Origin of the sequence: Devosia nitrariae (assembly GCF_030160115.1) — a bacterium.
Taxonomy (GTDB): domain Bacteria; phylum Pseudomonadota; class Alphaproteobacteria; order Rhizobiales; family Devosiaceae; genus Devosia; species Devosia nitrariae.
The window spans coordinates 1-18773 of record NZ_BSNS01000024.1; the positions used below are offsets into that span (position 1 = coordinate 1).

18 protein-coding genes are annotated in these 18773 nt (G+C 63.2%); 7 read left to right on the top strand and 11 right to left on the bottom strand.

The features are described 5' to 3' along the window. Nucleotides 1-68 precede the first annotated feature (68 nt). Entirely contained in the window at nucleotides 69-458 is a 390-nt protein-coding gene (locus tag QQK18_RS22785) for an SRPBCC family protein (protein ID WP_284342697.1), read from the top strand. Nucleotides 459-465: 7 nt separating this feature from the next. Here the strand turns inward: QQK18_RS22785 and QQK18_RS22790 are convergent, their stop codons facing one another. Further along, nucleotides 466-1482, bottom strand: a complete 1017-nt coding sequence (locus tag QQK18_RS22790; RefSeq protein WP_284342698.1) for a YcjF family protein — start codon at nucleotides 1480-1482, stop codon at nucleotides 466-468. After that, complete coding sequence (locus tag QQK18_RS22795) at nucleotides 1479-2933, bottom strand: YcjX family GTP-binding protein (RefSeq protein ID WP_284342699.1); 1455 nt, start codon at nucleotides 2931-2933, stop codon at nucleotides 1479-1481. Before QQK18_RS22795 ends, QQK18_RS22790 begins: the two co-directional genes overlap by 4 nt. Before the next feature lie 184 nt (nucleotides 2934-3117). Here QQK18_RS22795 and QQK18_RS22800 point away from each other — a divergent pair, with 184 nt between their 5' ends. Both QQK18_RS22800 and QQK18_RS22805 read left to right on the top strand, forming a co-directional pair. Further along, the gene (locus QQK18_RS22800; RefSeq protein ID WP_284342700.1) at nucleotides 3118-5100 is read left to right on the top strand and encodes a PhoX family protein; all 1983 of its coding nucleotides are present in this window, start codon (nucleotides 3118-3120) and stop codon (nucleotides 5098-5100) included. A gap of 103 nt (nucleotides 5101-5203) precedes the next feature. Continuing rightward, nucleotides 5204-5641, top strand: coding sequence for an SRPBCC family protein (locus tag QQK18_RS22805; protein ID WP_284342701.1), 438 nt, complete (start codon nucleotides 5204-5206; stop codon nucleotides 5639-5641). A gap of 25 nt (nucleotides 5642-5666) precedes the next feature. On the opposite strand, the gene QQK18_RS22810 is transcribed toward QQK18_RS22805, so the two are convergent. Further along, on the bottom strand, nucleotides 5667-6578 hold the full coding sequence (locus tag QQK18_RS22810; protein WP_284342702.1) for a homoserine O-succinyltransferase: 912 nt from the start codon (nucleotides 6576-6578) through the stop codon (nucleotides 5667-5669). A 59-nt stretch (nucleotides 6579-6637) separates the two neighbouring features. Continuing rightward, nucleotides 6638-7504, bottom strand: coding sequence for an ATPase (locus QQK18_RS22815; protein ID WP_284342703.1), 867 nt, complete (start codon nucleotides 7502-7504; stop codon nucleotides 6638-6640). Nucleotides 7505-7747: 243 nt separating this feature from the next. Here QQK18_RS22815 and QQK18_RS22820 point away from each other — a divergent pair, with 243 nt between their 5' ends. The 3 genes from QQK18_RS22820 (at nucleotide 7748) to QQK18_RS22830 (ending at nucleotide 13371) form a co-directional block, all read left to right on the top strand. Continuing rightward, a complete protein-coding gene (locus tag QQK18_RS22820) occupies nucleotides 7748-9535 on the top strand; it encodes a flagellar hook-basal body complex protein (protein WP_284342704.1) in 1788 nt (595 codons plus the stop codon). Nucleotides 9536-9637: 102 nt separating this feature from the next. After that, nucleotides 9638-11473: a flagellar hook-associated protein FlgK gene (gene flgK, locus QQK18_RS22825; protein WP_284342705.1), complete on the top strand. Its 1836-nt coding sequence runs from the start codon at nucleotides 9638-9640 to the stop codon at nucleotides 11471-11473. 14 nt (nucleotides 11474-11487) lie between these two features. After that, the gene (locus QQK18_RS22830) at nucleotides 11488-13371 is read left to right on the top strand and encodes a hypothetical protein (protein ID WP_284342706.1); all 1884 of its coding nucleotides are present in this window, start codon (nucleotides 11488-11490) and stop codon (nucleotides 13369-13371) included. A gap of 91 nt (nucleotides 13372-13462) precedes the next feature. Here the strand turns inward: QQK18_RS22830 and flaF are convergent, their stop codons facing one another. The 7 genes from flaF to QQK18_RS22865 all read right to left on the bottom strand — a co-directional run bounded on the left by flaF (nucleotide 13463) and on the right by QQK18_RS22865 (nucleotide 18037). After that, on the bottom strand, nucleotides 13463-13840 hold the full coding sequence (gene flaF / locus QQK18_RS22835) for a flagellar biosynthesis regulator FlaF (protein ID WP_284342707.1): 378 nt from the start codon (nucleotides 13838-13840) through the stop codon (nucleotides 13463-13465). Then, entirely contained in the window at nucleotides 13785-14216 is a 432-nt protein-coding gene (gene flbT, locus QQK18_RS22840) for a flagellar biosynthesis repressor FlbT (protein WP_284342708.1), read from the bottom strand. Before flbT ends, flaF begins: the two co-directional genes overlap by 56 nt. A gap of 130 nt (nucleotides 14217-14346) precedes the next feature. Further along, entirely contained in the window at nucleotides 14347-15495 is a 1149-nt protein-coding gene (locus QQK18_RS22845) for a flagellin N-terminal helical domain-containing protein (protein WP_284342709.1), read from the bottom strand. Between the two features lie 153 nt (nucleotides 15496-15648). Next, nucleotides 15649-15987, bottom strand: coding sequence for a hypothetical protein (locus tag QQK18_RS22850; RefSeq protein WP_284342710.1), 339 nt, complete (start codon nucleotides 15985-15987; stop codon nucleotides 15649-15651). Nucleotides 15988-16118: 131 nt separating this feature from the next. Next, the gene (locus QQK18_RS22855; protein ID WP_284342711.1) at nucleotides 16119-16586 is read right to left on the bottom strand and encodes a hypothetical protein; all 468 of its coding nucleotides are present in this window, start codon (nucleotides 16584-16586) and stop codon (nucleotides 16119-16121) included. Continuing rightward, nucleotides 16587-16910 carry a rod-binding protein gene (locus QQK18_RS22860; protein ID WP_284342713.1) on the bottom strand — a complete coding sequence of 108 codons (324 nt, stop codon included), beginning with the start codon at nucleotides 16908-16910 and terminating at the stop codon, nucleotides 16587-16589. 2 nt (nucleotides 16911-16912) lie between these two features. Continuing rightward, nucleotides 16913-18037 (bottom strand): flagellar basal body P-ring protein FlgI, encoded by a 1125-nt coding sequence (locus QQK18_RS22865; RefSeq protein WP_284342715.1) that lies wholly within the window; start codon nucleotides 18035-18037, stop codon nucleotides 16913-16915. Nucleotides 18038-18299: 262 nt separating this feature from the next. On the opposite strand from QQK18_RS22865, the gene QQK18_RS22870 reads away from it, so the two are divergent. Further along, nucleotides 18300-18719: a flagellar assembly protein FliX gene (locus QQK18_RS22870; RefSeq protein ID WP_284342716.1), complete on the top strand. Its 420-nt coding sequence runs from the start codon at nucleotides 18300-18302 to the stop codon at nucleotides 18717-18719. The last annotated feature ends 54 nt before the right edge of the window (nucleotides 18720-18773 follow it).

Consider the following 18773-nt stretch of genomic DNA (forward strand, 5'->3'; position numbering starts at 1 on the left):
CATGCGACACCTCCCCATCCTCTCAGATTAGAGGTGTTGCGATGACCGGTTGAACTCACCAGGCCACGATGGCCATTCACCAGGAAGTCACCATCCCCGCCAGCCCCGCCGCCGTCTACGAGGCGCTGACCAATTCGGAAAAGTTCGCCGCCATGACCGGCGGGCGCAGCGCCGATATCTCGACCGAAGAGGGCGGCTCGTTCGCAATGTTCGGCGGGGACATCGGCGGGCGCAATGTCGAGCTGGTGCCGGGCAAACGGGTCGTGCAGGCCTGGCGCCCCAAGCGCTGGCCAGAGGGGCTCTATTCGCTGGTTTCCTTCAATCTCAGCCAGGACGGGGCGGGAACGAAGCTGGTGTTCGATCAGGTCGGGTATCCCGAAGAGGACCATGCCATGCTCGATGGCGGATGGGCGATGATGTACTGGCAGCCGATGAGCGAACTTCTCGCAGGCAAGTAGCAGCCCGTTAGTTCTCTCGCGTAGCCTGCGTGACGTTGGCGAGCTCGCCGAGAAAATCGCGTACCACCGGCTGCGGCAGTACCGCGAATGGCAGGGGGCGCACCACCCGCATGGCGGCGATGCCGACGCGCACGGTCATCAGGCCGTTGACGACGCCTTCACCGAGCCGCGCCGAGAGCCTGGCGGCAAGCCCTTGACCGATGAGTTGCTCCACCACGCCGTCGGTCAGCACCAATCCGCCGGTGACCGCAAGGTGAGCAAGGATAGCGCCCGCAAGGCGCCAATAGCCAAAGAAGCCGGGGCGTGCGCCATAGAGCCGGGCGATGGCGCCGGCCAACCGCACGCTCTCGTAGATGACGAAGGCGATATCGATTAGTGCGCGTGGCGAGACCGCGGTCACCAGCGCCACGCGTCGAGCCGAGGCGGCGGTCAGGGTTCTGGCGCGCGCATCGAGCGGGGCCATCAGCGTGCGTTCGGCGAGATGAACCTGCTCGGCTCCGTCGAGCATGTGGGAGGCATGTTCGGCGAGTAACCGGCGGGCGCGAGCGAGATCGGCGCGGTGGGCATAGACGGCGTCGAGTCCGGCAAGCACCGCCTTGGCCTTGGCAGGGCGATCCGTGGCGAGAGCGTCAGCCGCTTCTGCCTTGAGGCGGTCGAGGGCGGAGAGGCGACGAAGCGCGGCGATCTCTCGGATGACGAGCGCAAGCACAGCGACGAGGAAGGCGGCGAGGGCGGCAAGGCCGGCCCAGCCCAGCCACTCGTAGCGGGCAAAGAGATCCCGTATCAGCCTTTCGAAGGCAAGCGAGAGGCCCAGCGAAACCAGGATGCCGCCCGTGGTCCAGAACATGCGACCCACCCAGCTCATCCGCCGGGGTGGAGGCGAGACGAGGTCGTCCTGCGGGGGAGGAGCCTCGAACTGTGCGTCCCTGATGGTCACCGCATCGGGCGTGAAAGCGCGTGGCGCGCGCACGGCTTCGGGAATGTCCTTTGCAGGCGCGACGGGCCGGGCGACGGGGCGCTTCATTTCAGCCAGTCTCCGATGAGATAGTCGATGGCGCGGTCGAAGCGGATGTGGGGGAGCACAGGGTCTCCCGAGGCGTTGCGCTCCAGATCGCGCGGCGGGGTGAAGCGCAGGAAACTGAATGCGAGCGGCTTGCCAGCCTCGAAAACCGATTCCGGGTCGTCCGGCAAGTCACCGGGAAACAGGGCGATTTCGGTCCTGCCGTCATAGACTGTGCCGTCGAGTTCCTGCCCCTCGACAGGCGTACCGACGATGGTGGACAGGGTCTCGCCGCGTTCCTCGATGGTGCCTTCGCGGGTCGCGCGGACCGCGGCGATGGCGAGCGATTTCGTCTCGGCCCCGGCGAATTTGGCGCGCCGGGCGGCGTTGGCGAGCAGCCGGTTGAGGATCGTTTCCAGCCGGTCGTGGCTGGTGTGATGCAGATGGTCGGCCTTGGTCGCGGCAAAAAGGATGCGGTCGATCCGGCGCGAGATGAGCTTGGCGATCGGATTGCTCTCGCCCTGGCGGAAACAGGCGAGGACCGAGGTCAGCGCCGTTTCGAGATCGGCGACGGCCGCCGGTCCGGCGTTGAGGGCGCGCAACGCATCGACCAGCACCACCTGCCGGTCGAGCCGGGCGAAATGGTCGCGAAAGAATGGCCGTACCACCTTGTCCTTATAGGCCTCGTATCGGTGCGCGAGCATGGCATGGAGGCTCGAGGAGCGCATGGTGTGATCCTGCGGGGGCAGGGGCGCGAAGGTCAGGACCGGCGAGCCCTCGAGGTCTCCGGGCAGGAGGAAGCGGCCGGGCGGGAGAGTTGAAAGGGCGCGACCATCCTCGCGGCTCGATCGCAGATATTGGGTGAATGCACCGGCGAGCGCTTCGGCGTCGAGGTCGTTGGCGTCCTTGGCAGGGTCGACGCCGCCGAGGATGTCAAGGAAGGGCTTGGCCTCGCTTGCCGAAGCGGGGCGGGAGGCGCGCTCCAAGGCCTCGCGGCTCCATTCGGCATAGCTCAGCGAAAGAAGGGGCAGGTCGAGGAGCCACTCGCCCGGATAGTCGACGATATCGAGGTTGAGGGTCGCCGGGCCGGTCATGCCCGAAAGCCAGCGGTTGGACTGATATTTGAGGACCAGGCGCAATTGCGAGATGCGGCGGGTGCTTTCCGGCCAGGCGGACGGTTTGCCGGTCAGGGCCGCCAGATGCTGCTCATAGGCAAAGCGCGGGATGGTTGCGTCGGGGTACTCGGCGAGTCTGGCGCCGATGAAGCGGCCTTCGGTGAGGGGCGCGAAGCCCGGCAGGCGTCCGCCCGTCAACAGGTTGTGGACGAGGGCGGTGATGAAGATGGTCTTGCCGGCACGCGAGAGGCCCGTGACGCCCAGCCGCAGGGTCGGGGTAAAGGTGCCGGTCGCCGCATCGGCGAAATTGGCCAGCGCAATGCCCAGTTCGTCGACGATGGTGGTTGGCGATTGCGGCAAACGCGTCTCCTCAAGCGCTGAAGAACGTAGGGGCAATCGCAGCAATTGCAAGGCGGTAGCCGCTGGGCACTCGCTGTGTCATGCAACTGTCATCATCCGGTCATCGGCCTGTGACCGCACCCTCCTAGACCTTGGAATGGCTCTAATCTTTCAAAGCCTTTCCATGCTGTTGAGGAGCACGATCATGAACGAGCACCCCATTTTCAAGACATCGCAACTCGAATTCGCCGACGCCGAGCCCTGCAACCCCACCGCCAATCCCACCATGGGCGAGATCATCTCCGCCCGCTTCTCGCGCCGCGGCTTCCTCAAGGGCTCGCTAGCGGTCTCGGCGATTGCGGCGACGGTCAGCCCGCTGGCTTTAATGCAGGCGCAAGAGGCCAGGGCCGAGGAAGGCGGTTCAGCTTTCTCGTTCACAGAGATCGAGGCGGGCGTCGACGAGACGCATCACGTGGCCGAGGGCTACGATGCAGACATCCTGCTGCGCTGGGGCGATGCGGTACTGCCCAATGCGCCCGAGTTCGACCCGGCCAACCAGACAGCCGAGGCGCAGGCCATGCAGTTCGGCTACAACAACGATTATGTCGGTTTCATTCCGCTCGACGGCTCGAGCACGCACGGCTTGCTGGTCGTCAATCACGAATACACCAACCCGCACCTGATGTTCCCGGGCCTGGTGACCCTGGCCGAGGGCGAAATGACCCTGGAGCCGCTGGGCAAGGAGCAGGTCGACGTCGAGATGATGGCCCATGGCGGCACCATCGTCGAAATCGAGAAGGTCGACGGCAAGTGGCGCGTCGTCCCGGATGGCCAGTACAACCGCCGGATCACGGCAATGACCGAAATGGAGATCACCGGCCCGGCCGCCGGCCACGACCGCCTGAAGACCACTGCCGATCCCGCCGGCACCAAAGTGCTGGGGACGCTCAACGACTGCGCTGGGGGCGTGACCCCTTGGGGCACCTACGTCATGGCCGAGGAGAACTTCCACGGCTATTTCGGCGGTGAGCTGCCGGCCGACCACAAGGAGGCGGCCAACTACGAACGCTATGGCGTGCCCGAAGGCTCCTACGAGTGGGCGAACTTTCACGACCGGTTCGACGTCTCCAAGGAGCCGAACGAGCCTAATCGCTTCGGCTACATCGTCGAGGTCGACCCGATGGACCCGACCTCGGTGCCCAAGAAGCGTACTGCGCTCGGCCGCTTCAAGCATGAAGGCGCCGAGTCGATCGTTAACAACGACGGACGGGTAGTGTTCTATCTCGGCGACGACGAACGCTTCGACTATGTCTACAAGTTCGTCACCACCGGCACCTACAACCCGGACGACCGCGCCGCCAACATGGACCTGCTCGACGACGGCACGCTTTACGTTGCCAAATTCGCCGAGGACGGCTCGATGGAATGGATGCCGCTCGTCCACGGCGAGGGGCCGCTGACGGCAGAGAACGGCTTCGAGAGCCAGGCCGACATCTCGATCGAGACGCGCCGGGCCGCCGACCTGCTGGGTGCCACCAAGATGGACCGGCCCGAGGATATCCAGCCCAACGGGACCAACGGCAAGGTCTACGTGATGCTGACCAACAATACCCGGCGCACGGCCGAACAAGTGGACATGGCCAATCCACGTGCCGAGAACGCCTTCGGCCATATCATCGAGATTGCCGAAACGGACGGGAATTTTGCCGCCACCACCGGCACCTGGGAAGTGCTGCTGCAATGCGGCGACCCCTCGGTGGCTGAAGTCGGCGCGACCTTCTCGACCGACACCACTGTCAACGGCTGGTTCGGCATGCCCGACAACTGTGCCGTCGACAGTGAGGGCCGGCTGTGGGTCTCGACCGACGGCAACAGCCCCTCGGCCACCGGCCGTACCGACGGCCTCTGGGCGGTCGACACTGAAGGGGCGGCGCGGGCGACCTCCAAGCTCTTCTTCCGGGTGCCGGTCGGCGCTGAGATGTGCGGCCCGGTGTTCACACCGGATAGCGAGACCCTCTTCCTTGCCGTCCAGCACCCGGCAGACGGCGGCGACGACTGGGAGGGCTTCGGGCGGGTCTCCTATTACGAGGACCTGTCGACTCGCTGGCCGGATTTCGACGAGAATCTGCCAGTGCGTCCGTCGGTCGTGGTCGTCACCAAGCAGGGCGGCGGCAAGATCGCGGTCTGAGCAACAACGAACAGCGAGTATTGGGGCCGGCTCCGATGGAGCCGGTCTTTTCCGGAACGGCGGGGGGTGCGGGACGTTCTTTCGGCACGAAAGGAGTTCCATCATGGACAAGCCCGTTGTTGAAGTCGATACGACGATCGCTGCCGATCCGGGAGCCGTTTGGGCGGCGATGACGGCAAGGCAATCGGCGATGTTTCCGGGCACCACCGTCGAGACAGACTGGGTGGTCGGCCACCCCATCACGTTCTCGGGCGAATGGAACGGCAAGCCCTTCAAGGATCGCGGCGAAATCGAGAGCGTCGAGGAGGGCAGGGAACTGAGCTTCACCCATTGGAGCGAGCTCTCTGGTCAGCCGGATCGGCCCGAAAACTACCACGTCGTGCGCTATCGGCTCGACCCGCAGGGCGATAGGACCAAGGTATCCCTGGCTCAGTTCAATCGCGGTAGCAAGACCGATATCGATGCCGGGACGAGGGCCGACTACGAGAAGAATTGGAGGATGATGCTCGACAGTCTCAAGAACGCCGTCGAGAAACATTGAGGGCGCCGAAGCGCCCTCGTTGTTGTTACTCGCCGATCTGCTCCAGCTCGAACGGTGTCGTCTGGTAGATCACATTGATCCAGTTCTGGAAGAGAAGGAAGGCGTGGCTGCGCCAGCGGTTCTCCGGCACTTGGGCAGGATCGTCATTCGGGAAGAGATTGACGGGAGGAGGGGTGCCGAGCGCAGCCTTCTGGTCGCGCTCGTATTCGTCGGCGAGGGACCGATTGTCGTATTCGAGGTGATTGAGCATGTGTACGGCCCGGTGCTTGGGGTCGTCGAGCATACACAGCCCTACTTCAGGGCTGTCGATCAGCACCTCGAGGTCAGGCGACAAACTCTCGCGTTCGATATCATTGTAGCGAGAGACGGGGACGGCGAGGTCATCGGAGAAACCACGCAGGTACGGCGAAGCGGGCTTGACCACCTTATGGCGGTAAACGCCGAAGGCTTTCTTTTCCATGCGGTAGCGGCGGGCGCCGTGGAAGTGGTGCAGAGCCGCCTGCGCACCCCAACAGATGAACATGGTGTGGTGCACGTGGGTCTGGGTCCAGTTCAGGATATCGATCATTTCCGGCCAGTAGCGCACCTCCTCGAACGGGAGGTTGGCGATGGGCGCACCGGTGACGATGAACCCGTCGAACTTCTGGCGCCGAACCTCTTCCCAGGTTCGGTAGAAGGTCTTGAGGTAGTCCTCGGGCGTGTTCTTGGACTTATGGTCGGTGACGCGCACCAGCGTCAGGTCGACCTGTAGGGGAGTTGCGCCGATCAGCCGGGTGAACTGGGTCTCGGTGCGCTCCTTGTTGGGCATAAGGTTCAAGAGCCCGATCTGGAGCGGGCGGATATCCTGCCGGGCGGCTCTGGTCGAATCCATCACCACGATCCCCTCGCGCTCGAGGGTCTTGTGGGCGGGCAGGTGGTCGGGAATACGGATGGGCATCGGGGCCCTCTTTCGCTGAATGGAAAAGGGAAATCGAAGTCTGTGCAAAGGCCTTTCGGCTATCGCATTCGTCCTTCGATCGCCTTGCCCATCAGTTCGAGGAAATCGGCGCTAGATCTGACCCGGGCGAGGTCGGCGGCCTCGACGATATAGCCAAATTTATCTGCGATCGCCTGGTAGCGCGGCAGCCGGTCGTGAAGGAGCGCGGCAAAGCCCCAGGCGGCAAAGCCGGCCGGATCCACGTCATCGTCCTTTGCGATGCCGTTCATGGCCTTGTACTCGGTCCACTTCTCGATGAGGAATTGCGGCCGGTAATACATCGGTTTCGGGTTCTTCCTAAAGCGCCGCACGAGCTCGTCGGCGTCCTTGTCTGTCCCCCTTATATAGATCAGCACGGTGTGTTCGGTGAGGGTCTTGATAACCGGATCTTCGGGATCGTCATGGTCGACCACCTCGATCAGCGAACCGCCGGTGTCGGCGATGAAGTCCTCATAGCCATAGAGTGCCCGGGCGCGCTCGATGAAATAGGGAATATCCAAGAGCGCCGAGATCTCGGCAACGCGGTGCTGCTCCTGCCGGCGCTGGTATTCGGCAAAGGGCAGGCCCCCCTTTTTCGGATTTCCGGGCGTGCCGAGATAGGTCGAGAGCGGCTCGAGATTGCCGAAGGTGATGTTGGACGAGATATAGATCGAGTCCGAACGCAGGAGGTCCGCCAGGAACGGCACCTTCATGGCTTCGCGCTTGAAATTGTCGACGATGAACTCGCCCATGTGGCGCGTGCCGATGCGATAGTCGACCGAATAGTGGAACCAGCCGTCCTCACGCAAGAGATTGCTCAGCCACGTTTTGCCGACGCCGGACATGCCGAACACCGTCACCGCTTGGCGCGGTCTGGCGCGGAACGCGTCTGCACTCTCGAAAAGCATGGGAAGAACTGCTCCGATCCTCAACCGGCAAGCGTTTAGAGCAAGCGCCCGACCGGCACAAGCAACGCCTTGCCTGCCGGGCAAAAAATGCCCGCCTGCAGGTCAGTCTTGCCGCCATGCGGCTGCAAGGGTCGGAGCGAGCGCCGAAAACCCCAGCAAATCCAATGCCCGGCAGTTGGCATTCTATTTGCACTTAAATGAGCGAAGGCGCCAAACCAGGCGCAAAAAGTTCGGGAGTTATTCATGGGCATTTACGGGGCTCTTTCCAGCGCGGTGACCGGATTGCGGGCGCAGGCGCACGCGCTCGAGAACATTTCGGGCAACATCGCCAACTCGCAGACCACAGGCTACAAGCGCATCGAGACCGATTTCCTCGACCTCATCCCCGATGCGCCGATCTCGCGACAGGTGCCGGGCGCCGTGCTGGCGCAGTCGCGCTCGACCAATGACGTCAAAGGTGACATCAAGACGGTCGCCAACGAGACCTATATCGCGCTCAACTCAAACGGCTTCTTCATCGTCGAGCCCAAGGTTGGCCAGGCGGACGGTAACGCGGTCTTTGCTGGCACCAACTTCTATACCCGACGGGGTGATTTCGAGATCGACAAGGACGGGCGCCTGGTCAACGGGGCCGGCTATTTTCTCAAGGGCCTGCCGATCGACACGCGCACAGGCAACATCTCGGGCTCCGTGCCGGAGGTGATCCAGCTTTCCAATGCGTTCCTGCCTGCGCAATTGACCTCTCGCATTAATTATCAGGCGAACCTGCCTCAACTGCCCAAGACCACCGCCTACAACGCCACCGTGCCGAACAGCGAACTGCTGCACGCGGCCGACTACATGACGGTGCCTGGCTCGGTGACCGCTACCATGACCGGCAGTATGGCCTTGACCGGTGCCAATCCAGCCGACAGCGCCAGCGGGGGGCCGTTCGTCGTCGGCGAGAGCCTGACGCTCAACGTCAACGGCACCAATGTCGTCTTTGACTTCTACGATAGTGGCGCGGGCGCCTATTCCGGCTCCAACCAGGGCATCGACGTTTCGGGTGACATCGCGACGGCGCTTGCGGCCATGCAAACCGCGCTCAGGGCCAGTGGTGGCTCGGCGGCGGCCGACGCCACCGTGGGCATCAGCGGCGGCAATCTCGAGATCACGCTCGGCACCAATTATTCGGCGACGCTGACCGTCACCGGCGATACGGCAACCCTTGGCAACCTAGGGCTAACCGATGGCGACATCGCCTATCCGGCTGTGCCGATCGTGCCGGTGGAGACGGTTTCGGCGGCCCAGAACACACAGTTCCTCACCAATACCATCGCGGGTGGCGCCATCACCGTCTACGCGCAGAACGGCGCACCGGCCAACGTGCAGTTGCGCTGGGCCAAGGTCGACAGCCAGACCAATACGCCGCCGGGCACCGACACCTGGCACCTTTATTACATGTCGAACAGCAACGCCACGGGCAGCGCGCCTATGTGGTCGCGCGTCGATACCCAGTTCCAGTTCGGCGCTGACGGCTCGATGATCTCCCCCTCGGGTTCCTCCATCGAACTGAACAACCTCGCCGTCAACGGCGTTGCCATCGGTGACGTCGACTTTCGCTACAACACCAACGGCCTCTCGCAGTTTGCCGATGTAAACGGCACGGCGAACGTCACCACCCTCAACCAGGACGGTTATGGCGCGGGCGAATTCGTCTCGGTCGCCATCAACGACAACGGCCGGGTGGTCGCCACCTATTCCAATGGCGAGCGCATCGACATGGCGCAGGTGGTGACGGCCGAGTTCAATGCCATGAACAAGCTGAAGCGGCTCGACGGCGGCGTCTATTCGGCGACTTCGGAATCGGGGGAGGCGATCACCGACCTTTCGGGCGGAGGCATCATCGGCGGGTCGCTGGAAGCCTCCAACACCGACATCTCGGAGGAATTCACCAAGCTGATCGTCACCCAGCAGGCCTACGCTGCCGGCACCAGGATCGTCAGTACCGCCGACGAGATGCTGCAGGAAGCGCTGAATATGGTTCGCTAGGGCAAGCTCTGGGCGCCGCCGGTCCGCTGAGGATAAGCGGCACCCGGCGCCCAAATTGCGCCGGGAGCGGCGCGCGGCACTACAATCCGAGAGGAGCCCAGAATGGGTTTGATGTCCACGCTCAATAATGCGGTCACCGGGCTGCGGATCAACCAGGATTCGCTTACCGTCGTTTCGCGCAACGTGGCCAATTCCGGCACGCCCGGCTACCACCGGCAGTCGCTCAATGTCGTTGACTATGCCGATCAGTCTTCGACCTATGCCCGCACGGTCGGGGTCAATCGGGCCTTCAACAAGAGCCTGCAGACTTACTACACGCGGCAGGTGTCGGATGCGGCGATGTCGTCGGTTGAGGCCAACTATCTCGACCGGCTGCAGACCTACCTTGGCAAGCCAGGCGATGCCGGCGCGCTCGACAACGTATTCCAGGACCTGCAGAACGCGCTGTCTTCGCTGGCGACCAGCCCGGATGACTATACCGTTCGCGCGCAAGTCGTTGCGCATGCCCAGACCATGGCCGAGACGCTCAACCGGCTCTCGTCGGACATCCAGACCATGCGGCAGGAGACCGAGGGGCAGATTGCCGCCGACGTCCACGCGCTCAACGGCATGCTGACCTCCCTGCAGGAAGTGAACCTCAGGTTGCTCGACCTCGGCACGGAGGACGGCGCACGTGCCAACCTCCTCGACCAGCGCGACCGGCTGGTCTCGCAGATCGCCGAGAAGATCGACCTGCAGGCCGATTATCGCCCGGACGGTACGGTGGCGCTGATGACGCGCTCGGGCGTCGGACTTCTCGACGGGCGCGCCTCGACCTTCAAGTTCGAGTCGGCCGGTAACCTCGCGGCAACGTCACAATTTAACTACGATCCGGACATCACCAAGGTCGGCAAGCTTATGCTGACCACGCCTTCGGGCCTGACGCTCGATCTCGTGCAGCAGGGGGTCATCCAGGGCGGCGAACTCGGCGGCCTGCTTACGCTGCGCGACCGCACCCTGGTCGAGGCGCAGTCGCAGCTCGACGAAATCGCCGCGAGCCTGGCCCAAGCCTTCGGCACGGTACAGACGTCGGGCCAGGCGGTGACCGCGGGCGCGGCCGAAGGATTCGAGCTCGACATCGGCGACATCGCGCCGGGGCAGGATATGCTCATCAACTATGTCGAGAATGGCGTTTCCCGGCAGGTGCGTGTCGTCAATACGACGCAGGATCTCGACTACAAGGACGCCAGCGGTGTTCGGGTGATCGGCGTCGATATGTCGGCGGGCGCGACGTCGATGGCCACCCGCCTCGACAGCCTGCTACCGGGGCTCGACTTCGCCAACCCGTCCGGCACGATGTTGCGCGTCCTGGACGATGGGGCGACGGGCAATATCGACATCGGCTCGGTCGTCGGGCGTACCAGTTCCACGGCGGCGCAGGGCGCTGGTCTGGCGCTCAACCTCTTCGTCGATTCCGGCAATAGCGGGTTCACCAACAATCTCGATACCGACCCGCCACAGAAGCTGGGGTTTGCCGCCCGTATCTCGGTCAACACGGCGGTGATCGCAGACAACCGGGTACTGGTTCAGCACGAAGTGGGCGGCTCGCTCGGCGACAGCTCGCGGCCCGATTACCTCGTCAACCAGCTCAAGAATATGAAGTTCGTCTCGGGTGGTGACCCGAAGGCAAATCCAAACGTCTTCCAGCTCAATGGCAATGCCAGTGAGATTGTCTCCCAGGTCATGGGCTACCAGGGCAGCTCCATTGCCTCGGCGCTTTCGCGTAGCGACGGCCGGCAACTTACCCTCGACACGGTCGTTCAGCAGATGGATACCGAATACGGCGTTAATATCGACGAGGAAATGGCCCGGCTGATCGAGCTGCAGAACGCCTACGCGGCCAATGCGCGGGTGGTTTCGATCGTCCAGGAACTGCTTGCCGAACTATTTAGAATCTAAGGAGGGGCCGAACCATGATCGTCAATAAGTCGATGTATCCGTTGCAGACCGGGTTTTCGGTGCTCTCCAAAATGCAGAGCCGCATGAGCGTGCTGCAGATGCAGTTGGGAACCGGACAGAAGTCCTCGACCCTTGCAGGGATGGGGCGCGACCTGCCGCTGTCATTGAGCGTACGCTCGCGGCTCGCCCGTATCGAGGGGTTCAGCGCCAATATCGAGACCGTCAACCTGCGTCTTGATTTCTTCGACAACACCATGTCGCGCTTCGACAAGATCGAAGGCGAGGCGCGCAACTCGGCGCTGCCGGGCCAATACGGCACCGGCGACATCAACGTGGCGACGCTCCCGGGCCTGTCGCGGGCGCGCTTCGACGAGATCGTCACCATGCTCAATTCAGAGGTCGCCGGCCGCTATCTTTTCGGTGGCTCGGTGACCGACCGGCCACCGCTCCCCAACGAGCGGGTATTGCTCGAGGGCGAGGGGGGGCGGGATGGTTTCCGCACCGTGGCGGGCGAAAGAAAACTCGCCGATGCCGGCGCCGACGGCCTGGGGCGACTGACGACGAGCACGACGGGCACCACAGTCTCTCTCACCGAGGACGGCGTGCACCCCTTTGGTTTCAAGCTCTCGGTCCTGCCAGCCTCGAATAGCTTCGTTTCCGTATCGGAGACCACGGTCGTTCCCGGTCCGCGCTCGATGGACCTCGACTTCACCGCCCTGCCGGTCGCGGGACAATCGGTCACTATGGGCTTTACCCTGCCGGACGGCACCGAGACGCAGATCACGCTGGAAGCGACGGAGGCTGCTCCTCCGGGCAAGGGCCAGTTCACCATTGGGGTCGACGAGGCGGCGACGGCTGCCAACTTCGAGACGGCATTACGCTCGAGCCTGACTGACGAAGCATCGACGACACTTTCGGCTGCTTCGACGTTCGCGGCATCGCAGAACTTCTTCAACGGTCCTGGAGAGCCGGTGCTGCGGGTCGACGGCAACCCCGCGACAGCAACGGCTCTGCGCCTTGCCACGCTGACCGACACGGTGATGTGGTATTCGGGAGAGAGCCCGGCGGTCAGCGCCGCCAATCTCGGGCGGCTGGATATCGAGCAGTCTGGGGATACGGTGACGCTTGAGGAGAGGGCACCGGTCTCGGCCGCGCATGGCTTCCAGGTGACGGACGTATCACCTTCGACCCCCAATATCACGACGGGCCCGCCGGCCGGAGATCCGGCTTCGCTTTCGGTGCAGTTCACGGCTCCGCCCGCAGCGGGCGAAACCGTCAGCGTCACCCTGACGGAGCCGAACGGGACGACCCGCACGGTCCGCCTCACGGCGGTTAGCGGCAAGGCTGGGCCGGGCCAGTTCAGCATCGGCGCCGACGCGAACGCGACGGCGGCAAATTTTGCCGCTGCGCTCAACGACGGTATTTCGGCCGCCGCCAGCGCGGCCGAAGGTAATCCGCGTCAGAGTGTCACCGCCCAGGTCGATGACGCAACCAAAGCCGCTTACGGGGTCCAAGCCAACGAAAGCGGGTTCCTGCGCCTGATGCGCACGATGGCGGCGATGTCAATCGAGACCTATCCTACCGGCGACTCGTCTTCTCGCGGCCGGTTCGATGCCATGGCGACGCGTCAGATGGCGGAGATGGGCGAGCAGCACAATGCCGAGCGTGGCTCGATCGAGATCGTGACCATGGAGCTGGGCATCGCTCGCATGACCTCGGACAACTCGGCTCAACGGCATACTAACTATAAGGCCCAGCTAGACAACCTGCTCGCAGACGTGGAAACGGTCTCGAAAGAAGACGTGGCCATGGAGATCCTTGCCCTGCAGACCCGGCTCGAGGCTAGCTATCAGGTGACGGCCATGGTCGCGCAGCTGAGCCTGGCGCGGTACATCTAGGCTCCGGTCTCAGCGACCATTCCCGTCGGTGAATAGCGAAAGCCCCGAACATCGTTCGGGGCTTTCGCTCGTTCGGGGGTTTGACGACGGCTCAGCTGGGTTGCTGGGCGCGCAGGCCGGCCGCCAGTTCGCGGTTGATGTTGATCAGCACGTCGAGCTTCTGGGGCTCGGGACGCAGCATGATCTCGTGTGAGCGTTTCATCACGAACAGGCCGAGATTGGCGATGTTCTGGCGGATCGGGGCGGCGAGGGGATGGCTCTCATTGGTGGCCGAGTTGATGAAGACGTTCCACAACTTCCGGTTGAAGGTGAGCACCTGGTTGAGCTCTCGGGGGTCGTCCTCCCAATTGTCGCGCAACCTTTGCAGGTTAGCGGCGGACCGCGTGAGCAGGTTCGCCTCCAGATCGCGAGGATTAGTCGTCCGCTTGGCGACCTGTTGGTAGGCTGCCGCCGCCTGGTTCTGCTGCATGTGCGAAAATGCCCCTCTCGTGCTCGATCAGCTTTTTTGCTGCCTTGAGAGCCTTATAGAGGTTTCCGGTTAATATCTCGTTATTGATTTGGTCAATAAATGGGAGTGTTGATGGCGCTGCTTTGATGATATCATTAACAAGCTCGAAATACTCTCCGCGCAAGGTAGAGATGTCATCCTCCAGATACATCAACTGAACGGCGAGGTAGATCCTCTTGGCAGGGCTGTCCGCCGTCGCCGGGGTGAGGATATCCTTTTCACGCAGAATGGGCGCCTTTCCGTCAATGAAAAAGCGGGCACGCTGATCGGAATTGGTCACGATGCAGTTGCCGATGATCAGGCGTTCGCCCGGTTTGAGTTCGACCTTGAGCGACATGGAGGTTGCCTCGAATCGATAAAATGCGTCGCCAGTATAGACGAGGAGTTCTTCCCCTGCTTCCCATGGACGTGGTGAACGAAAAAAGGCGGGCCGAGGCCCGCCTTTTTCCAAGTTCGAGGCGTTGGTCTTAGAACAGGCGCAGCACGGCCTGGTCGGCCTGCGAGGCCATCGACAAGGCCGTGGATGACAGCTGCTGACGGGTCTGCAGTGCCAGCATATTCGCCGCTTCCTCGTTGGCATCGGCCAGGGTGAGGTTGGCAGCGCCGGTCTGCAGCGTGTTGATCATGTTCTTGGAGAAGTCCTGACGGTTCTCCACGATCGACAGGCTCGAACCGAAGGCGGACGACTGCGAACGGACGGTGTTGATGGCGGTCTTCACGTCGGTAAGGATCGAGTCGATATTGGTATCGCTGTCGAGGTCCGAAGCTACCATGGCCGTCTCGACGCCAAGGCTGGCCGAGTTGATAGAGTCGCCGTTCTTGGTCTGGATTTCCAGTTCGGAAGTGCCGGTCTCGTTGAACGTGATCTTGAGCAGATCGCCGCGCAGCAGGTTAACACCATTGAACGAGGCGTCATCGGCCAGCTTGTCGAGCTGGTCGCGAAGTTCGTTGTACTGGTCGGCGAGATCGGCGCGGACAGAGTTGCCCTCGATGGTGGTACCAGTAACCGACGTCGTGCCGGCAACCTCCAGGTCGCCTGTCGACAGGTTCTCGATGCGAAGCTTGCCGTTGTCGTTGGACGCGCGAACGGCGCCCTCGAGCGTGCCACCTGCCTCAGCTGCTGTGTTGATAGCAGCCACCGCTCCGTCAAGGGTCAAACCGCTAAGGTCGATCGAGATCGGCGTACCGGCGGTGAGATCCTCAGTGGTCGCACCACCGCGGAAGGTGATGGCCGAAGCCGCGTCAAACTGGCCGGGGGTCGTGCCGGCGGCGTAGGTAGCATCGAGCTCATAGGATTGAGTCTGGAAGGACTTGTCCTGACGAGCCTGACGCAGGGTTGACTGCATCGATTCCAGCGTCTTGGTGATCGCCTTGAGACCATTGTCGGCTGCCTGTAGCGTCTGGATGCCGTTGGCCATGCCGTCAAGCAGCTGGCTCATATCACCGGCACGGCTGTTGAGGCCGGAAGCAGTGAAGAAGTTGGTCGGGTTGTCGAGAGCAGAATTCACCTTGTTGCCGGTGGCCAGACGCTCCTGCGTCTTGCCCATCTGGGCAGCGGTGTTCTGGAGCGAAAGCAGGTTCGAGCGAACGGCTTTCGAAAGCGAGATATCGGACATGTTGTTTCCTCTTCTAGGAGACCGATTGCATTGACGCCTCTTCCTGAGACGTGAGGAGGATGCCCACGACGAAATAAAGAACCGTTAATGGCATCGTTAAAGGCAGCACCATCGCGTCGATTTTTGCAGCCGTTGCAGGCGCCTCACGCTGCGCTAGACGAGCCGGCGCGGCAGGAGCGGGACGGGCTCCTGTGGCAGCCTGCGTGAGTCGAGGCGCCGCGCCAATTCCTCATAGCTCTCGGGCATGACGGGAAGCTCGGCGGCGGCAATGGAAGCGGCGAACATGGCGCCCGCTGGCAAATCGCTATCGCTTGCCGGGGCGCGGCGTCGCTGACGCTCGCGCGGTCGTTGATCGGCCAGAAGCGCGGCCTGGCGGGCCGGAACCGTGCTGTCCTGCAGGATGGTGGCATGTCCCGGCGAAGTGCGGGGGCGATAGTCGGCGCTGGCGGCGGCGCCAGCGAGGATCGGCCCGGTAGCGGACACGACAGCCATGGGTCATCCTTACGCTCTAACGATCGCGCCGCCGGCGGGCCGGCGGCGGACGGGATCGGAGGGATGATGCGCGGGCGGCGTTTTAGCCGATGTTGCTGTGATCGCACAATTTTAGTTCAATGTGAACGCGATCAGCGTGCCTTGTTCACGGCGATCCCACGGGCGGAATCGGTCGGGTCGACGGCGGTGGTGCCGTCTGCGCCGTAGGTCTCGGGCCTGGCATCCCGGCCGACGAGCATGGCGACGTCCGTCAGGATGTCGTCGGTCACAGCGCGGGCCGTAGCGATCACGCGCAGGTTCTCGGCCATTTGCGTGGCAAGACGCTCGTGACCAAGGCGCAGTGCGTCGAGTTCGGCCGGCGCCTCGACCTTGAGGCGCTCCGCCTGTCGCTGAATGGAACGGGCGAAGCCGACATAGTCCTGGGCCAGACGGGTCTTTTCAGGCGTCAGTGTTGCCGAGTCGCGGAAGTGGCCAGCCTTGAGAAGGGTGGTTTCGTGGTTCATGACCTCTACGAGGGCGGCAAGCGCAGCCTCGGCGCTGGCGCAGAGGTCCGTGGCGGGCAGGCTGTCGAGGGCGGAAAGGCGTTCTGCGGCGGACATCTAGCGGGTTTCTCCGTTATAGGCGCTTGCGGCGCTCATGGGTGTGGCAAGGGGTATGGCAGGGGCGGCGGCTTGCTGAACGGCGATCAGATCGCGCAGGAGATGATCGGCAAGGCCGATGCCTCCCGCCTCGGCCATGGATTGGGCGAGCTGCTCGGCCTGCATCGAACGCCAGGTTTCCTCGCCGAAGGTGCCATCGGTCTCGATCCCGGAGAACATCTGCTTGACGAGGGTGTGGAGGAACATGCCCTCCAGTTCCTCGGCCTGCCGGCGCAGCTTTTCGACGCGACCGGCCTCGCTTGAGGCAGGAATGGATCCGATCATCATCACAGCACCTCGATCTCGGCCTGCAACGCCCCCGTCGCCTTGATCGCCTGCAGGATGGCGATGAGGTCGCGCGGGGCGATCCCCAGCGCATTGAGGCCGTCGACCAGTTCCTGAAGAGTGATGGACTCGTTGACGAGGGCGAGGTTGCTGTTGGTCTCGACGACGTCGAGGTCGGTATTTGGCTCGACGGCGGTGACGCCGAAGCTCAAAGGGTTGGGCTGAACCACTTGCGGGTTCTCGGCTATGGTGACCGTCAGGTTCGACTGGGCGACGGCTACGGTCGAGACGCGAACGTCCTTGCCCATGACGATGATGCCGGAGTTCTCGTCGATGACGATCTTGGCCGGCTGGTCGGTCTGGACCATCAGTTGCTCGATGTCGGTCAACAAGTCGACGATGTTGCCGTTGAAGCCTGCGGGCAGGGTAACGCGAACGGTTGCCGGATCCTCGGGCACGGCGGTCGGCACGCCGATGAAGTCGTTGATTGAGAGGGCAATGCGCCGCGCCGTCGTCAGGTCGGGGTTGCGCAGGGCGAGGCGCAGGGAATGCTGGGAGCCCAGGCGGAAATCGATCTCGCGCTCGATCAGTGCGCCACTGGAGATACGCCCCGTGGTCGGTACGCCCGAGATAATGGTTGCCGCGTCGCCCTCGGCGCGGAAGCCGTTGATGAGGACCGGCCCCTGGGCGATGGCGTAGACCTCGCCGTCGGCGCCAAGAAGCGGCGTGACCAGGAGGGTGCCGCCCTGCAGGCTGTTGGCGTCGCCGAGTGCTGACACGCTGACGTCGATACGCGAACCTTGCGTTCCGAAGGGCGGGAGATTCGCAGTGACCATAACGGCGGCGACATTGGCCGTGCGCACCGTCTCGCCGGCGGTATTGACGCCCAGCCGCTCGAGCATCGATTGCAGCGACTGCTTGGTGAAGGGCGAGTTGTTGAGACCGTCGCCGGTGCCATTGAGGCCGACGACGAGACCGTAACCGACAAGCTGGTTCTCGCGGATGCCCTCGAAATCGACGATGTCCTTGATACGCGCTGCCGCTGCGGCGGCTTCCATTGCCGGCGCAAATGCAAGGGTGGCGCTGACGCATGCCGCAAGGGCGTATCGCAACAGCCTCATTCTCATGATCTTTCCCCGTATTGCATCCGCACATCCCCATGTGCGGACCATTCACGGGTGGCGTTGCCAGAAGCATGCCAACTACGGGATGGAGTCCGCTCCTGCGTTCAACTCTCTGTAAATGCGGGGCAATTTACGGAATGTTCGGTCGGGGATTGGTGTGGGTGTCGCTTTGGCGGGCAATTCTTGCCGGTCCGATTAAACGTTCATTAACCGTAAGCGGGCAGTTTTTGCCCAGTGCGTTGCAGCCGGGGAGTCGGGTCCGATCGTGCGGATCGAAACCAACAGCAGAACCCGTGGTGTCAGTTCGCGTCCGGCCGCCGGCCGGGCAGCGGGCGGAGCAGAATTTCGGCTCGCCGAAGCCGGCCCGACGACGCGGGCGACCTCATCTCCGATGGTTTCGGCCCCCGCCGGCATAGATGTGCTTTTGGCGTTGCAGGCGGTTGGGGACGCGACCGAAGGGCGCCGGCGAGCTGTCAAGCGTGGGCGCACGCTCCTCGACGTGCTCGAGGAGATGCGGGCCGATCTCCTCGCCGGACGGGTCGAGCCGGCGGCACTCGACAGGCTCGTTGGGGTTCTGGCCGACGCGCGGGAAGCCGCCAGTCCGCAGATCGATGCGCTCCTCGACGATATCGAATTAAGGGTGCGTGTCGAGCTCGCCAAGCACGGGCGCTATCCCTCGTTCTAAAGCCGTGTCACGAAATCGTAGCGCAAATCGGGATAAGGCGGGGCACCGCAAAGT